14 protein-coding genes are annotated in these 15,539 nt (G+C 67.8%); 9 read left to right on the top strand and 5 right to left on the bottom strand.

The features are described 5' to 3' along the window. Window positions 1-68: 68 nt before the first annotated feature. Complete coding sequence (locus tag M3C25_RS11810; protein WP_259856862.1) at window positions 69-1,985, bottom strand: FAD-binding monooxygenase; 1,917 nt, start codon at window positions 1,983-1,985, stop codon at window positions 69-71. A gap of 326 nt (window positions 1,986-2,311) precedes the next feature. On the opposite strand from M3C25_RS11810, the gene M3C25_RS11805 reads away from it, so the two are divergent. The 7 genes from M3C25_RS11805 to M3C25_RS11775 all read left to right on the top strand — a co-directional run bounded on the left by M3C25_RS11805 (window position 2,312) and on the right by M3C25_RS11775 (window position 10,333). Beyond that, window positions 2,312-3,811: a fumarylacetoacetate hydrolase family protein gene (locus tag M3C25_RS11805; RefSeq protein WP_259856860.1), complete on the top strand. Its 1,500-nt coding sequence runs from the start codon at window positions 2,312-2,314 to the stop codon at window positions 3,809-3,811. Further along, a complete protein-coding gene (locus M3C25_RS11800; RefSeq protein ID WP_259856859.1) occupies window positions 3,808-4,572 on the top strand; it encodes a GntR family transcriptional regulator in 765 nt (254 codons plus the stop codon). Before M3C25_RS11805 ends, M3C25_RS11800 begins: the two co-directional genes overlap by 4 nt. 76 nt (window positions 4,573-4,648) lie before the next feature. After that, window positions 4,649-6,178: a 5-carboxymethyl-2-hydroxymuconate semialdehyde dehydrogenase gene (hpaE, locus tag M3C25_RS11795; RefSeq protein WP_259856857.1), complete on the top strand. Its 1,530-nt coding sequence runs from the start codon at window positions 4,649-4,651 to the stop codon at window positions 6,176-6,178. Between the two features lie 29 nt (window positions 6,179-6,207). After that, complete coding sequence (gene hpaD / locus M3C25_RS11790; RefSeq protein ID WP_259856856.1) at window positions 6,208-7,320, top strand: 3,4-dihydroxyphenylacetate 2,3-dioxygenase; 1,113 nt, start codon at window positions 6,208-6,210, stop codon at window positions 7,318-7,320. A gap of 111 nt (window positions 7,321-7,431) precedes the next feature. After that, a complete protein-coding gene (gene hpaH / locus M3C25_RS11785) occupies window positions 7,432-8,217 on the top strand; it encodes a 2-oxo-hept-4-ene-1,7-dioate hydratase (RefSeq protein ID WP_102162373.1) in 786 nt (261 codons plus the stop codon). Next, the gene (locus tag M3C25_RS11780) at window positions 8,202-9,062 is read left to right on the top strand and encodes an HpcH/HpaI aldolase family protein (protein ID WP_259856854.1); all 861 of its coding nucleotides are present in this window, start codon (window positions 8,202-8,204) and stop codon (window positions 9,060-9,062) included. Before hpaH ends, M3C25_RS11780 begins: the two co-directional genes overlap by 16 nt. Before the next feature lie 101 nt (window positions 9,063-9,163). After that, window positions 9,164-10,333, top strand: coding sequence for an alcohol dehydrogenase catalytic domain-containing protein (locus tag M3C25_RS11775; protein ID WP_102162375.1), 1,170 nt, complete (start codon window positions 9,164-9,166; stop codon window positions 10,331-10,333). Window positions 10,334-10,376: 43 nt separating this feature from the next. Here the strand turns inward: M3C25_RS11775 and fmdA are convergent, their stop codons facing one another. Then, window positions 10,377-11,630 (bottom strand): formamidase, encoded by a 1,254-nt coding sequence (gene fmdA, locus M3C25_RS11770; protein ID WP_259856852.1) that lies wholly within the window; start codon window positions 11,628-11,630, stop codon window positions 10,377-10,379. A gap of 38 nt (window positions 11,631-11,668) precedes the next feature. Continuing rightward, window positions 11,669-11,953: an FmdB family zinc ribbon protein gene (locus tag M3C25_RS11765; RefSeq protein ID WP_170273715.1), complete on the bottom strand. Its 285-nt coding sequence runs from the start codon at window positions 11,951-11,953 to the stop codon at window positions 11,669-11,671. Window positions 11,954-12,174: 221 nt separating this feature from the next. On the opposite strand from M3C25_RS11765, the gene M3C25_RS11760 reads away from it, so the two are divergent. Then, window positions 12,175-12,483 carry a 4a-hydroxytetrahydrobiopterin dehydratase gene (locus M3C25_RS11760; RefSeq protein ID WP_102162378.1) on the top strand — a complete coding sequence of 103 codons (309 nt, stop codon included), beginning with the start codon at window positions 12,175-12,177 and terminating at the stop codon, window positions 12,481-12,483. Between the two features lie 328 nt (window positions 12,484-12,811). Here the strand turns inward: M3C25_RS11760 and thpR are convergent, their stop codons facing one another. Further along, window positions 12,812-13,378: an RNA 2',3'-cyclic phosphodiesterase gene (thpR, locus tag M3C25_RS11755; RefSeq protein ID WP_191725333.1), complete on the bottom strand. Its 567-nt coding sequence runs from the start codon at window positions 13,376-13,378 to the stop codon at window positions 12,812-12,814. A 46-nt stretch (window positions 13,379-13,424) separates the two neighbouring features. Then, on the bottom strand, window positions 13,425-14,645 hold the full coding sequence (locus M3C25_RS11750) for an alpha-hydroxy acid oxidase (protein ID WP_259856848.1): 1,221 nt from the start codon (window positions 14,643-14,645) through the stop codon (window positions 13,425-13,427). Window positions 14,646-14,754: 109 nt separating this feature from the next. On the opposite strand from M3C25_RS11750, the gene M3C25_RS11745 reads away from it, so the two are divergent. Then, on the top strand, window positions 14,755-15,342 hold the full coding sequence (locus M3C25_RS11745; protein WP_259856846.1) for a dienelactone hydrolase family protein: 588 nt from the start codon (window positions 14,755-14,757) through the stop codon (window positions 15,340-15,342). The last annotated feature ends 197 nt before the right edge of the window (window positions 15,343-15,539 follow it).

Here is a 15,539-nt window from a genome sequence, read left to right as displayed (position 1 = left end):
TCGGGGACGGGATCACCAGCTGGAAGTCACCAGCCGGGATTCACCAGCAGAGACTCAAGACCCGAGCCTCACACGCGGTGGAGCAGCGGAGCGAAGTGCTCACCGACGAGCTCGGGACGATCGAGCGGCAGCACGGCGGAGACGTACTGGTCGGGCCGGACGATGACGACAGCGCCTTCGCGGGAGATCTCGCGCATCGCGAAGATGTCGCCGGCGAGGTGGCGGTCGCTCTCATGGGTGTCCTGCGGGGCGGTCGCGAAGACCTTCTCCTGGTCGATGAGCTCGTACGGGCCGACCTTCGGGCGGAACACTTCGGGCACGGAGGTGACCTCGAACTCGTGATGCGCCTGCTGGTAGACGACCTTGACGTCGAAGAGGGCGTCCGGGTCCGCGCCGGCCGGCGTGTGCACGCGCAGCGGCGAGGCGGCGTCGCCTGCCATCCAGTCAGCCCAGCCGGCGAGCTTCGAGTCCGCGGCCCCGACTGCCGGGGCGTCGGCGAAGACGTAGATGCGCCAGCGGCCATCGGCCCGGGCGTGGTGGCCCAGGTGCAGCGGCACCGCATCGGCGACGCGGACGACCGGGGCCGACTTGAAGCGCTTGCCCAGCGGGAAGCCTGCGGCCAGCTGCTGGTGCTCGGCGCTGCCGGTCAGCGGGGCCGAGTCGTACTCGGTCATGAAGCCGGCCGGGAACTCAGCGGTCTTGACGTAGAAGTCGGCGAGGAACGCCGGGTCCTCGAACTCGCTCGACTTCTTCGCCATGAGCGTCGACCATTCCTTGTCGAAGTCGATGAGGTTCTGCGCCACCGGCTGCCGCTCCTGCGAATAGGTGCGCAGCAGCGATTCCGGGGCCAGGCCGGAGAGCACATGGCCGAGCTTCCAGGAGATGTTGAACCCGTCCTGCATCGACACGTTCATGCCCTGCCCGGCCTTGGCCGAGTGGGTGTGGCAGGCGTCGCCGGTGATGAAGACGCGCGGAGTGCGCTCATCGCCGTCGTCGACGTCGTCGAACCGGTCGGTGACCCGGTGGCCGACCTCGTAGACGGAGTACCAGGCGACGTTCTTGACGTCGAGGGAGTACGGGTGGATGATCGCGTTCGCCTTGGCGATCGTGTCCTCGACGGTGGTCTTGCGGATCGCACCGGCGTCCTCGGGTGACACCTCGCCCAAGTCGACGTACATGCGGAACAGGTAGCCACCCTCGCGCGGAATGTGGAGGATGTTGCCGCCGGAGCTCGACTGGATCGCGCATTTCGTGCGGATGTCGGGGAAGTCGGTGACGGCGAGCACGTCCATCACGCCCCAAGCGTGGAAGGCCTGGTCACCCTGCGGTTTGCGGCCGATCGCCTTGCGCACCTGCGAGTGCGCGCCGTCGCAGCCGACGACGTACTTCGCACGCACCGTGCGGGTGCTGCCCTCATCGGGTCCGGTGGTGCGGCGCAGCTCGACGGCGACCGGGTGCTCCTGGGCGTCATCGCGGGACAGGCCGACCATCTCCCAGCCGTAGTCGGGCTTCATGCGCGCCGGCGAGTTGTGCATGAACTCAGCGAAGTGGTCCTGGATGCGGGCCTGGTTGACGATGAGGTGCGGGAACTCGGAGATCCCGTGCGGATCATCGGCCGGGCGCGACTGGCGCACGATGTTCTCCGGGTTGTCTGGATCGGGGCCCCAGAAGCACATCTCGGTGATCCGGTAGGCCTCGTCGATGAGCCGGTTGGCGAACCCGAAAGCCTGGAAGGTCTCGACGCTGCGCGCCTGGATGCCGTCGGCCTGCCCGATCGCCAGCCGGTCGGGGCGGCGTTCGATGATCCGGGTGTGCACGTCGGGGAACTGCGCGAGCTGGGCGGCGGTGATCATGCCGGCCGGGCCGGTGCCGACGATGAGGACGTCCATCTCATCGGGCAGCTCCTCGGGCCGGTCGACGCCGATGCCGGCGGCCGGTTCGATCAGCGGGTCGTGGGTGACGTATCCGTGGTGGTGGAATTGCATCTGAGGCTCCTTTGGCTTCGCGCGGCTCAGCGGCCGGCAGTTCCCAGGCGGTCGGTGTACATGAACGCTCCTTAGACGCCTCTCCAGACCGCAGAAGCCCTGAGTTCGCGATGCCACGGCGGCGCAGCCAGGCGGTGCGGCCAGGCAGTGCAGCCAGGCGCGGCTGCAGAGTATGCGCTGCGGAATATTCGCGGTCCGGGTGAGGGTGCTCACAGTGATAGATGAAAAGATATATGATTTCAGATATTGTGTAAAGCTGATCACATCCGAAGCCGTTTCAGAGACCTGCCTCACAGGCAGTATCACCAGCAGAAAGCAAGGAGCCCATGGACACCGACGCCGCGACGAACCAGCGCACTGCCGCGTTGCCCCAGGTGCCCGGCAAGATCATCGCCGTCCACCTCAGCTACGAGTCCCGCGCCGCCCTTCGCGGCCGCAAGCCGGCCAGCCCCTCGTACTTCATCAAGCCGCTGAGCTCGGTGGCCGCCTCCGGTGACCCGGCAGGCGCGGAGGTCGCCCGCCCGGCCGGCACCGAGCTGCTCGCCTACGAAGGCGAGATCGCCCTCATCATCGGCACGCCTGCCCAGCGGGTGAACCCCGCCGATGCCTGGTCGCACGTCGGCTGGGTGACCGCGGCCAACGACTGGGGCCTGTACGATCTGCGCTCCAACGACAAGGGCTCGAACCTGCGCAATAAGGGCCGCGACGGCTACACGCCGCTCGGCCCCGGCCTCATCACCGCCGCCGAGGTGTCCCCTGAGCAGCTGCGCGTGCGCACCTGGCACAACGGGAACCTCGTGCAGGAGGACACCGGTGCCGGCATGTTCTTCCCCTTCGCCCAGCTCATCGCCGACCTGTCCCAGCACGTGACCCTGGAGACCGGCGACATCATCCTCACCGGCACCCCAGCCGGCTCCTCGGTCGCCGAACCCGGCGACGTCATCGAGATCGAGGTCGACGCCCCCGAAGCCGCCGGCGCCCCGTCGACCGGACGGCTGGTCAGCACCGTCGTCGAGGGCCCGGGTGACTTCGATGCCGAGATCGGCTCCCTGCCGAAGGTCGACGACACCCAGCGCGAGGAGGCCTACGGCTCCCGCGAGGCCGCCGGCCTGGCACCAGAGCCGGCCCTAACCGATGAGCTGCGCGCCACACTCGCCGAGATCCCGGTCGCCGGACTCTCCCAGCAGCTGCGCCAGCGCGGCCTGAACAACGTCACCATCGACGGGGTGCGCTCGAACCGTCCGGGCGCCAAGATCGTCGGCACCGCCAAGACGTTGCGCTTCATCGCCGGCCGCGAGGACCTGTTCACGAGCCACGGCGGAGGCTTCAACGCCCAGAAGCGCTGCTTCGACACCGTCGGCGAAGGCGAAGTCATCGTCATCGAGGCCCGCGGCGAGACCGGCTCGGGCACCCTCGGCGACATCCTCGCCCTGCGCGCCAAGACCCGCGGTGCCGCCGGCATCATCACCGACGGCGGTGTGCGCGACTACGCCGCCGTCGCCGACATCGACATCCCGGTCTTCTCCCAGGGTGCACACCCTGCCGTGCTCGGCCGCCGCCACGTGCCGTGGGACACCGACCTGACGATCAGCTGCGGCGGCACCGTCGTGCAGCCCGGCGACATCATCGTCGCCGATGACGACGGCGCCATCGTCATCCCCCCGGCCCTGGCCGAGGAGGTCGCCGAGGCGGCAGCGAAGAAGGAGACCGAGGACGCCTGGGTCTTCGAGCAGGTCGCCGACGGCCACCCGGTCGACGGACTGTTCCCGATGAACAAGGACTGGCGCGCGAAGTACGAAGCCGACCAGCAGGCTGGCCGGTCATGAGCCGCCAGCCAGCCACCGCCTCGGCGACGGCGAGCCCACCGGAGGTCGAGACGACCGTCGTAGCCTCGAAGTCGCAGCGGGCCTACGACTGGATCCGCGAACGGATCCTGTCAAAGGAGTTCGGCTCCGGGTACCGCCTCGTCCTCTCCCCCATCGCCGGGGAGCTGCAGATGAGCGCGATCCCGGTGCGCGAGGCGATCCGCCGGCTCGAGGCCGAGGGGCTCGTCGAGTACGACCGCAACGTCGGCGCGCGTGTCGCACTCGTCGACGAGCGCGCCTACCTCGACGCGATGCAGACCCTCGGCGTGGTCGAAGGCTATGCGACCGCGCTGTCGGCGCCGCTGCTCGATGCGGCTGCCCTCGATGAGGCCGAGGCGATCAACGAGCGGATGCGTTCGCTGCTCGACCGGCTCGACCCCAACTACTTCACGCAGCTGAACAAGGAGTTCCACTCCGTGCTGTTCAGGGCGTGTCCCAACCCGCTCGTCCTCGAGCAGGTGCACCGCTGCTGGACGCGGATGTCGGGACTGCGCGATTCGACGTTCACGTTCGTGCCCGGCCGGGCCGAGGAGTCGGTCGTCGAGCATGCGCAGATCCTCGGGCTCATCCGCGATGGAGCCGAGTCCATCGACATCGAGCTCGCCGCCCGCAACCACCGCCACCGGACCCTGCAGGCGTTCCTCGACCGCAATCCCGCCACCTCGCCGACCGGGCCGGCAGCCGACCGGCAACCGGCCACCACTGACCACCTGCCCACCTGATCGCATCTGCCCACCTGATCCGTTTCACCCACTGACTGCGTCCGGCCCTGGGCGCACCGACACTCGGAGGGAATCCATGACGAACACTGACACCCCGAACCAGGCATCGCTGAGCGAGCGCCACGTGCCGGCTGATCTGCCCGAGCGGATCCAGCACTACATCAACGGCGAGTCCGTCGACTCGCTCGACGGCAGCACCTTCGACGTCCTCGAACCGGTGTCGAACGAGACCTACGTGCAGGCCGCCGCCGGCAAGAAGGCCGACATTGACCGTGCCGTCGAAGCCGCCCGCAAGGCCTTCACCGAGGGCCCGTGGCCGAAGATGCTGCCGCGTGAGCGCTCGCGCGTGCTGCACCGCATCGCCGACATCGTCGAGACCCGCGGCGACCGGCTGGCCGAACTGGAGTCCTTCGACTCCGGTCTGCCGATCTCCCAGGCGCTCGGCCAGGCCCGCCGCGCGGCCGAGAACTTCCGGTTCTTCGCCGACCTCATCGTCGCCCAGACCGATGACACCTTCAAGGTCCCCGGCCGCCAGATCAACTACGTCAACCGCAAGCCGATCGGCGTCGCCGGCCTCATCACCCCATGGAACACCCCGTTCATGCTCGAGTCCTGGAAGCTCGGCCCGGCCCTGGCCACCGGCAACACCGTCGTGCTCAAGCCGGCGGAGTTCACCCCGCTCTCGGCCTCGCTGTGGGCTGGGATCTTCGAGGAGGCCGAGCTGCCAGCCGGCGTGTTCAACCTCGTCAACGGCATCGGCGAGGACGCCGGCGATGCGCTCGTCAAGCACCCCGACGTCCCGCTCATCTCCTTCACCGGTGAGTCGAAGACCGGCCAGCTGATCTTCGCCAACGCAGCCCCGCACCTCAAGGGCCTGTCGATGGAGCTCGGCGGCAAGTCCCCGGCCATCGTCTTCGACGACGCCGACCTCGACGGCGCTGTCGACGCCTGCGTCTTCGGCGTGTTCTCCCTCAACGGCGAGCGCTGCACGGCCGGTTCGCGCATCCTCGTCCAGCGCAGCATCTACGACGAGTTCGTCGAGAAGTACGCCGCTCAGGCCAAGCGCGTCAAGGTCGGCTACCCGCACGATCCGAAGACCGAGGTCGGCGCGCTCGTGCACCCGGAGCACTTCGAGAAGGTTATGAGCTACGTCGAGATCGGCAAGACCGAGGCGAAGCTCGCCGCCGGCGGCGGCCGCCCGGAGGGCTTCGAGTTCGGCAACTTCGTCGCCCCGACCGTGTTCGTCGACGTCCCGCCGACCGCCCGGATCTTCCAGGAGGAGATCTTCGGACCGGTCGTCGCGATCACCCCGTTCGACACCGAGGAGGAGGCGCTCGAGCTGGCCAACAACACGAAGTACGGCCTGGCCGCCTACGTGTGGACCAACGACCTCAAGCGCGCCCACAACTTCGCCCAGGCCGTCGAGTCGGGCATGGTGTGGCTGAACTCCAACAACGTCCGCGACCTGCGCACGCCCTTCGGCGGCGTCAAGGCATCCGGTCTCGGCCACGAGGGCGGCTACCGCTCGATCGACTTCTACACCGATCAGCAGGCCGTGCACATCAACCTCGGCAAGGTCCACAACCCGTCATTCGGCAAGCAGTGAGCGCATCGCGCAAGAAGTAAGGAGCCGTCATGACCACCACACCACCGCCCGCCAACCCGATTCCGACCCCGCAGGCCCCGGCACCCGATGTGCTGCGCTGCGCGTACATGGAGATCCAGGTCACCGATCTCAAGCGCTCTCGCGACTTCTACGTCGACGTGCTCGGCCTCGTCGTGACCGCAGAGGACGACAACGCCATCTACCTGCGCTCCTTCGAGGAGTTCATCCACCACAACCTCGTGCTGCGCAAGGGCGACGTCGCCGCGGTCGCCGCGTTCTCCTACCGGGTCCGCACCCCGGAGGACGTCGACCGCGCCGAGGCGTACTTCACCGAGCTCGGCTGCCGCGTCGAACGCCGCACGGACGGCTTCGTCAAGGGCATCGGCGACTCGGTCCGCGTCGAGGATCCGCTGGGCTTCCCGTACGAGTTCTTCTACGACGTCGAGCACGTCGAGCGCCTGGCCTGGCGCTACGACCTCTACACGCCTGGCGCGCTCGTCCGCCTCGACCACTTCAACCAGGTCACCCCGGATGTGCCGCGGGCGGTGAAGTACATGGACGACCTCGGCTTCCGCACCACCGAGGACATCCGCGACTCCGAGGGCACCGTCTACGCCGCCTGGATGCGCCGCAAGCCGACCGTGCATGACACCGCGATGACCGGCGGCGACGGCCCGCGCATGCACCACGTTGCCTTCGCCACGCACGAGAAGCACAACATCCTCGCCATCTGCGACAAGCTCGGCGCCCTGCGGCTGTCGGACCACATCGAGCGCGGCCCCGGCCGCCACGGCGTGTCGAACGCCTTCTACCTCTACCTGCGCGACCCCGACGGCCACCGGGTGGAGATCTACACGCAGGACTACTACACCGGCGACCCGGACAACCCGGTCGTGACCTGGGACGTGCATGACAACCAGCGCCGCGACTGGTGGGGCACCCCGGTCGTGCCGAGCTGGTACACCGACGCCTCCCTCGTCCTCGACCTCGACGGCAAGCCACAGCCGCTCGTGTCCCGTGAGGACGATTCGGAGATGGAGGTCACCATCGGCGCCGACGGCTTCTCCTACACCCGCGAAGACGACGCGGAATCGATGCCGGAGTGGAAGCAGGGCGAATACAAGCTCGGCCACCAGCTCTGATCCATCCCATCCCACCCGCACCACCGCCTCGGGCGCGGTCGCTGCCCTCAGCAGCCGCTGCCAGGCCACCGTTCCCGAGGCGGTGGGCACCTCCGCCTGGAAGGAGACCCCATGCTCGATGAGCAGACCATCGCCCAGATCGCCGACGAGCTCGCCGAGGCTGAGCGCACCCACACCCAGATCCCGCGGCTGACCGCCCGGTTCGAGTCTATGACCGTCGAGGACGCCTATGCGGTGCAGAACGAGTGGCGCCGCCGCCAGATCGCCGCCGGGCGGAAGCAGGCTGGGCGCAAGATCGGCCTGACCTCGAAGGTCATGCAGCAGGCGACCGGGATCAGCGAACCGGACTACGGCGTCATCTTCTCCGACATGGTGTTCGAAAACGGTTCAGTCATCGAGCATGAGCAGTTCTCCGGAGTGCGCATCGAAGTCGAGCTCGCCTTCGCACTCAAGGAGCCGCTCCAGGGCCCCGACGTCACCGTCTTCGACGTCATGCGCGCCACCGAGTACGTCATCCCAGCCCTGGAGATCCTCGACAGCCGCGTCGAGATGGAGGGCCGCAGCATCGTCGACACCATCAGCGACAACGCCGCGATGGGTGCGATGGTGATCGGCGGCAACCCGGCCGACCCGCATGACGTCGACCTGCGCTGGGTCTCCGCGCTGCTGTACCGCAACGAGTCGATCGAGGACTCCGGTGTCGCCGCCGCAGTGCTCAACCACCCGGCAATGGGTGTCGTGTGGCTGGCGAACAAGCTCGCCGAGCACGGTGACAGCCTCGCCGCCGGTGAGGTCATCCTCGCCGGCTCCTTCACGAAACCGATGTGGGTCCAGCCCGGCGACACCGTGCTGGCCGACTATGGACAGATGGGAACGATCTCATGCCGCTTCGTCTGAACCCGACCTTCGCCGCCGAACTGCAGCAGGCGACCGGCGCCCCGGGCGCGTCTGATGCGCAGGCGACCGGCGCCTCGGGCGCGGGCACTGCTGCCGGGCGCACGCTCTACGGCGGCTGGGTGTCGTCGGGCTCGCCGACGATGGCCGAGATCATGGCCGGGGCCGGCCTCGACTGGCTGCTCATCGACATGGAGCACACGCCCAACAGCCTCGAAGCGGTCCTCCACCAGCTCTACGCCGTCTCCGCCTACCCGACGACGCCGGTCGTGCGGGTGCCGGTGGCCGATGCGACGATCATCAAGCAGGTCCTCGATCTGGGCGCGCAGAACATCCTCGTGCCGATGGTCTCGACGCGGGCCGAGGCCGAGGCGGTGGCGGCGGCTGCGCAGTATCCGCCGGCTGGGGTGCGCGGTGTCGGTTCGGCGCTGGCGCGCTCGGCGCGCTGGAACCGGGTGCCGGACTATCTCACCGAAGCCGCCGCGCACGTGTCTGTGTTCGTGCAGATCGAGACGCGCACCGGGGTGGAGAACGCCGCGGCGATCGCCTCGACGCCGGGCATCGACGGGGTGTTCGTCGGGCCCTCCGACCTCGCCGCCTCGATGGGGCACCTCGGCCAGCAGACCCACCCCGAGGTGGTCGCTGCGGTGCGCTCGGTGCTCGCCGAGGTGCGGGCGGCCGGCACCTTCGCCGGTGTCAACGCCTTCGACCCGGACACCGCGCGCGCCTATGCCGAGGCCGGTGCCCAGTTCATCCTCGTCGGCGCTGATGTCGCGATCGTCGCCCGCGGGGCGGAGAAGCTCGCCGCGGACTTCATCGGGAACGCCGCGGACTTCACCGGGAACTGAGGATGCACAGGCATTGATCTGACGCTCACCGCCGCCTTACGATGAGGATTCCACTGCCGGAATCCGGGCAGGCCGCGCCTGCCGGGCTGAGGGGAGAGACGATGCAGATCACCGGAGCCGTCCTCGAACAGATCGGGGCCGGCCGCCCCTACGCCGACACCCGGCCGCTGACGATCAGCCGCCTCGACCTCGACGAACCCGGCCCTGAAGATGTGCTCGTGCGCATCCGCGCAGCAGGGCTGTGCCACTCGGATCTGTCCGTCGTCGACGGCAACCGGCCCCGGCCCACCCCGATGCTGCTCGGCCACGAGGCCTCCGGCATCGTCGAACGGGTCGGTGAGCAGGTCACCGACATCGAACCCGGCCAGCAGGTGAGCACCGTGTTCCTGCCGCGCTGCGGGCAGTGCGCCAACTGCGCGACCGACGGCAAGTTGCCGTGCACTCCCGGCACTGCGGTCAACAACGCCGGCACCCTCGTCGGCGACCGGATCCTGCTGCGCCGCGACGGGGCAGAGGTGCGCCACCACCTCGGCGTCTCCGGTTTCGCCACCCATGCGGTGCTGCACCGCTCCTCGGTCGTGCCGGTCGGAGCGGATGTGCCTGCCGACATCGCCGCAGTCCTCGGCTGCGCGGTGCTCACCGGCGGCGGGGCGGTCATCAACGCAGGCCGCCCAGCCGACGGCGATGACGTCATGGTCGTCGGACTGGGCGGGGTGGGGATGGCTGCGCTCATCACCGCGCTGTCGCTGAAGACGCGCGCCCGGACCGGCAGCGACGGTGGTGGTGACGGTGGTGGCGACGTCGGCAAGGTGATCGGCGTCGATGCGAATCCGGCGAAGCTGTCCCGGGCGATCGAGCTCGGTGCCGATGCCGCTCACACCCCAGCCGAGGTGGCCGAGCAGGGTGTGCGCGCTCATGTCGTCATCGAGGCCGCGGGACATCCGAGGGCCTTTGAGACCGCCGTTGCTGCGACCGGGGTCGGCGGGACGACCGTGACTGTCGGCCTGCCGGCACCCGATGCGCGTTCGGAGATCACCCCGCTCGTACTCACCGCTGAAGCGCGCACGATCATCGGCTCCTACCTCGGCTCAGCTGTGCCGGCACGCGATATCCCGGTCTATGAGCGACTGTGGCGTGAGGGTGCGCTGCCGGTCGGCGAGCTCATCTCCGGGCACATCCGGCTGGAGGAGATCAACGACGCCCTCGACACACTCGCCGACGGCCAGGCCGTCCGCCAGGTCGTCATGTTCGACGACCCGGCAGACGCCTGACCTGGCGTGGCGACGGTGGCCGCGTGAGCCGGCGCCGGCGCTGTCAGTCCGCTGACTTCGGCGCTCCGATGCCCGGGTCGATCTGCGTTGGGCCGTCTGCCGAGGGCCGGATGTCGATGTCGAAGATCGCCGTCGGCAGGTAGACGGTGGCACATGAGTTCGGGATGTCGACGACGCCGGAGAACCGGCCTTCGATCGGCGCCGCGCCGAGCAGCAGGAAAGCCTGCTCAGCGCTGTAGCCGAACTTCGTCAGGTAGTTGATCGCGTGCAGGCAGGCCCGCTGATACGCCAGGTGCGAATCGAGGTAGCGCTGCTCGCCGTCGAGCGTGACCGAGGTGCCGGAGAATGACAGCCATTCCGAGTACTGCGGATCGACGTTGCCCGGCATGAACACGGCGTTCTCCTTCACGCCGTAGGTGTCCATGCCGCCCTTGATGAGGTCGACGCGCAGGTCGATGAAGCCGCCCATCTCGATGCCACCGCAGAAGGTGATCTCACCTTCACCCTGCGAGAAGTGCAGGTCTCCGACGGAGAAGTTCGCGCCGGGCACGAACACCGGATAGAAGACACGGGTGCCCTTGGTGAGGTTCTTGATGTCCTGGTTTCCGCCGTTCTCACGCGGTGGTGCCGTGCGAGCACCTTCGGCTGCGGCGGCGGCGAAGGCCTCGCCGGTCAGCCCACCGAGCACTGCATCCTTGGGCTCCGGCGGCAGCGCCAGAGGCGGAAGGCGATTGGGGTCGGTGGCGATGAGATCGGCTTCGCGCTTGTTCCACTTCTTCAGCAGTTCGGCCGACGGCGCGGTGCCCATGAGACCCGGGTGGATGATGCCGGTGAAGGACACTCCAGGCACATGCCGGGATGTCGCGGTCTGACCGGTGAAGTCCCAGATCGCCTTATAGGCATCGGGGAACTGGTCGACGAGGAAGGATCCGCCGTTGCTGCGCGGGAAGATGCCGGTGTAGCCCCAGCCCTGGCCGGCCAGCGGCCCCTCGTCTTCCTGTGGGATCGGTCCGACATCGAGGATGTCGACGACGAGCAGATCTCCTGGCTGCGCGCCCTCGATGGCGAACGGGCCTGACAGTGCATGGACCTTGCTCACCGGAGCATTGCGGATGTCATCTGCCGAGTCGTCGTTCTTGATCGCCCCGTCGAACCACTCACGGCAGTCAGCGCGGAACGTGTCGCCGGGCTTGAGGGTCTCAACGGGAGGGATGTCGGGGTGCCAGCGGTTGTGCCCGAGCTTCTCCTGCTCGGTGAAGGACTTCGTCGAGTCGAGCGGAAAGATGTTGTTCGGCATTGCGCGTTCCTTTCACAAGTGCGGCGCCGTCGTGGTCGTCAGGGCCGCGGGAGTTTGGCGTGCAGCGGGTTGCGCGTGATGCGCGGTTGGGGGGCCCGCTTGGTGTGAGGCAGTGAGGAAACAACGGATGGTTCGTGTGCGGTGCGTTCGGTCGATTCGACGAGGGACTTGGCTGCTGACTGGCGGTGCAGTCCAGCGGCACCGATCTGGCGGCGGGCTGAACCGCTGCATTCAGGGCAGGTCACGGCAGCTGGCACATCGGCCATAGAGAAGGATTCTTCGATGACTCCGCAGGTCTGGCAGCGGAAGTCGTACAGCGGCATAACGGCACCTTGCCTTTCGCAATGCTCCAGTGCACTGTTGGCACCTCGCGGTGGAGGGTTGCACCGAAGTCATCGCCCCCGCGAGAAGTGCGATATCTGTGATCTAGGCCACAGCCTATCCCGGATTGCAGATGCCGTCACCCGTTGCACGGCAGCGACTGGGACCTCACCTCACCGAACTCGCACTACCGTGAGCTCAGCGACTGTGACACGGTTGAGCCATGAGTGATCCGAAGAAGAAGCTCAGCGCTGACGAGGTCGCCGAGGCGAACCTGGCTGACTGGCAGCAGCGCGGTGAGACCATTACCGCGACCTACCGCACCGGTGATTTCGCCACGGGTCTGGAGTTCACCAACCGGGTCGGCGCTGCCGCCGAGGACGCCGATCACCATCCCGACATTCTGCTGACCTACCCGCAGGTGCAGGTGACGTTGTGGAGTCATGACGTCGGCGGGCTGACAAGCCGAGACATCCGCATGGCCCTCACCATCAGTCAGCTCGCCGCCGAGCAGGAGCTCGAAACCGTCTGACCTCAACCAGTCCGGCGTCTGCCGCTGTGCGGCGCACCGCCACTGTGGGCACTTCGTGTGGAATCCAGACCACTCGCTTCTGCACGAAACGCACGCGGAATCGTCGGATCGTGTGCATCTCGTGGGGAATCGAGGCTCATCCATTCGACACGAACTGCACACAGCCGGCCAATCCAACCCGGCGCCAGGGACTCATCAACGTCCACTGCTGCCTCGAGACCTCTCGATGTTGCACTCAACGACTATGAATCCGGATTCTGATAGTCGTTGAGTGCTGAATCCAGACTCCTCGATTCAGCAGTCAACGCATATCGCGCCTCCGACCGGCTCAGCCCCGCCCTGTCAGCCGGTGCGTTCCGAGCACTTCATGCCGGGTCGGCCCGTGCCCGCGGTGAGAAGCGACAAGACTGATCGCCTCGACCCGCCACCGCAATGCGGGGAATGCGTCGAGCACCTGCAGCCATTTCGTCGCGTTGATCGCCCGCCTGCCGGTGCGGGCGATCGTCAGGTGCGGCACCGGATCGGTCGAGTCGACACGGGTGCCGGCATTGTTGGCGACATTGCGCGCCCGCTGCTGCAGGCGGATGACCTCATCCCGCCCCGCCCCGATCCCGAGGTAGAGCACCTTCGCCTCCGCGGCATTCGGGAAGGCTCCTCCCCCAGCCAACTCGATGTCGAAGGGCGCAATCGTCTGGGCGGTCTCGGCGAGCATCTCGTCGATCCGGTCCTCGCAGTCGGTAGTGACATCGGGCATGAACGCCAGCGTCACGTGCCACAGCCGTTCAGCTGTGAAGCGCAGGTTCTCGTCGATTCCGCGCCGGGGCTCGACGAGCTCACCCAGCGTCTGCACGATCTCAGACGGCGGGTGGATGGCGGTGAACATCCGCTGTCCCATCAGTCCTCCCCAACCCCGAACCCTGACCGGCCCCTCAGCCCTCGCCTCAGCCCCGCTCGGCCTTTCGGACCATGTCCGGGTTGAGGTCCGCGAGAGTCGCGGCACCCATGAGGTGCATGGTCACCCGCATCTGCGCTTCGAGCAGTTCGAGGACCTTGCGCACGCCGGCCTCACCAGCGGCCATCAGGCCGTAGAGGTACGCCCGGCCGATGAGCGTGAAGTCGGCACCGTACGCGAGCGCAGCGAGGATGTCGGCACCGTGCATGATTCCGGAGTCGAGGATGATCTCGACATCGTCTCCGGCGGCGGCACGCACCACCGGCAGGGCATCGAAGCTCGTCGGCGCGCGGTCGAGCTGGCGACCGCCGTGGTTCGATACGACGAGGCCGTCGGCGCCGTTGTCGAGTGAGCGCTGCGTGTCCTCGGCGGTGAGCACACCTTTGACGAAAAGCTTCCCGGGCCACTGCTCGCGGATCCAGGCGAGGTCCTCCATCGACAGGGTCGGGTCGAACATGCCGTTGACGAGGGCGGCCAGCGATGAGGTGTCATCGGACAGCGAGGCGAAGGTCAGCGGGTCGGTGGTGAGGAAGTTGATCCACCATTCGGGCCGGTAGGAGGCATCGAGCACGGTTCCCAGCGTCAGCTTCGGCGGGACGGTCAGCCCGTTGCGCACATCGCGCAACCGCCGCCCGGCGATCGCGGTGTCGACGGTGACGAGCAGCGTGCGGTAGCCGGCCGCCCACGCGCGCTGGATGAGGTCATGGGAGGCGTCGCGGTCGCGCCACAGGTACAGCTGGAACCACTTCGTCGCATTCGGCGCCGCCGCCGCGACGTCCTCGATCGACTGTGTGCCCATCGTCGACAGCGAGAACGGCACCCCGGCCCGTTCGGCGGCCCGCACACCTGCGATCTCGCCTTCGGCCTGCATCATGCGCGTGAATCCGGTCGGCGCGATGCCCACCGGCAACCGGAAGGTCTCCGCGGCCACGCTGGCGGTCAGGTCGAGCTGGTCGTTGCCGGCCAGGATCGCCGGGACGAATTCGAGCTCGGCGAACGCCTCGCGGTTGCTGCGGTGGGTGACCTCGGACTCGGCCGCCCCATCAACGTAGTCGAACGGCCCGGTCGGGGTCCGTCGCTTGGCGATCTTGCGCAGGTCCTCGATGCTGCTGACGCGGCTCAGGCGCTGCTGGCGCCGGTTGAGCTGCACGTCGAACTGCATGAGCGGGCGGAGATCGTTCCAGCGGGGAATGCGTCGTCGTAGTGCCATGGTCACAGGCTACCTTTTCGCCCCGCCGTTCCCGAGGCGGTGGTCGCATGCGGAGACCGGCCCGCCTGCCCCTCTGGGCACGGCTACGCCCGTATGCCAGGATGAGGCCATGGCTACTCTCGTGCTCTTCCACTCCGCGCTCGGCCTGACCGGGGGCATGTCCCAGCTGGCTGCGCAGTTCTCCGATGCCGGTCACGCTGTCCACACCCCCGACTACTACGAGGGCCATGTCTTCGACACCGTCGATGCCGGCATCGCTTACCGCGACGAGGTCGGCTTCCCGGAGCTTGCGAAGAAGGCCGCCAGCCTTATCGAAGACCTCGAGGGCCCGCTCGTCTTCGGCGGCTGGTCACTCGGTGCGGCAATGGCCCAGTCGATGGGCAAGCGTGATCCCCGCGCGGCCGGCGCGCTGCTCTTCCACGCCGGAGGTGTGCCGAAGAAGACCTCGTGGCAGGCCGGGGTGCCCCTGCAGATCCACTACGCGATCGGCGATGAGTGGATCGATGCTGGTGCGCCTGAGCTGCTGGTCGCCTCCGTCGCCGAGGCGAGCGCCAACGCCGCGCAGTTCGTCTACCCTGGCGACGCGCACCTGTTCACCGACCCATCGGCCCCGGAGTACGACGAGGATCTCGCCTGCCTGCTCATGGCCCGTGTCCAGTCCTTCCTCGCCGAGGAGGTCGACCGGGACCGGCCCTGATCAGACCGCGCTCTGATCGGCGGAGTGGGGAACTCGGACTGCCGCGCTCACACGGCCGGCGGGGTGGGACCGCAGGGTATGGCCGAAAATATCTTCAAAAACTTTATTTGCGCCCTGACCTGCAACGATAGTTGTTACACAGGCTGCCGGGACTCGTTTTCACCGCTGTGAGGGCCCGTTCTGTGGTAGTGATGTCA

This window comes from Brevibacterium luteolum, assembly GCF_025147615.1.
In the GTDB taxonomy this organism is placed as follows: Bacteria; Actinomycetota; Actinomycetes; order Actinomycetales; family Brevibacteriaceae; genus Brevibacterium; species Brevibacterium luteolum.
The sequence above is the reverse complement of the archived record's forward strand: the minus strand, read 5'-3'. Positions and strand labels throughout refer to the sequence as shown.

Excerpts from the sequence above, each read along its gene's own strand:
- M3C25_RS11810 (WP_259856862.1), bottom strand. The coding sequence starts at position 1,985 with ATGCAATTCCACCACCACGGATACGTCACCCACGACCCGCTGATCGAA.
- M3C25_RS11805 (WP_259856860.1), top strand. The coding sequence starts at position 2,312 with ATGGACACCGACGCCGCGACGAACCAGCGCACTGCCGCGTTGCCCCAG.
- M3C25_RS11800 (WP_259856859.1), top strand. The coding sequence starts at position 3,808 with ATGAGCCGCCAGCCAGCCACCGCCTCGGCGACGGCGAGCCCACCGGAG.
- hpaE (WP_259856857.1), top strand. The coding sequence starts at position 4,649 with ATGACGAACACTGACACCCCGAACCAGGCATCGCTGAGCGAGCGCCAC.
- hpaD (WP_259856856.1), top strand. The coding sequence starts at position 6,208 with ATGACCACCACACCACCGCCCGCCAACCCGATTCCGACCCCGCAGGCC.
- hpaH (WP_102162373.1), top strand. The coding sequence starts at position 7,432 with ATGCTCGATGAGCAGACCATCGCCCAGATCGCCGACGAGCTCGCCGAG.
- M3C25_RS11780 (WP_259856854.1), top strand. The coding sequence starts at position 8,202 with ATGCCGCTTCGTCTGAACCCGACCTTCGCCGCCGAACTGCAGCAGGCG.
- M3C25_RS11775 (WP_102162375.1), top strand. The coding sequence starts at position 9,164 with ATGCAGATCACCGGAGCCGTCCTCGAACAGATCGGGGCCGGCCGCCCC.
- fmdA (WP_259856852.1), bottom strand. The coding sequence starts at position 11,630 with ATGCCGAACAACATCTTTCCGCTCGACTCGACGAAGTCCTTCACCGAG.
- M3C25_RS11765 (WP_170273715.1), bottom strand. The coding sequence starts at position 11,953 with ATGCCGCTGTACGACTTCCGCTGCCAGACCTGCGGAGTCATCGAAGAA.
- M3C25_RS11760 (WP_102162378.1), top strand. The coding sequence starts at position 12,175 with ATGAGTGATCCGAAGAAGAAGCTCAGCGCTGACGAGGTCGCCGAGGCG.
- thpR (WP_191725333.1), bottom strand. The coding sequence starts at position 13,378 with ATGGGACAGCGGATGTTCACCGCCATCCACCCGCCGTCTGAGATCGTG.
- M3C25_RS11750 (WP_259856848.1), bottom strand. The coding sequence starts at position 14,645 with ATGGCACTACGACGACGCATTCCCCGCTGGAACGATCTCCGCCCGCTC.
- M3C25_RS11745 (WP_259856846.1), top strand. The coding sequence starts at position 14,755 with ATGGCTACTCTCGTGCTCTTCCACTCCGCGCTCGGCCTGACCGGGGGC.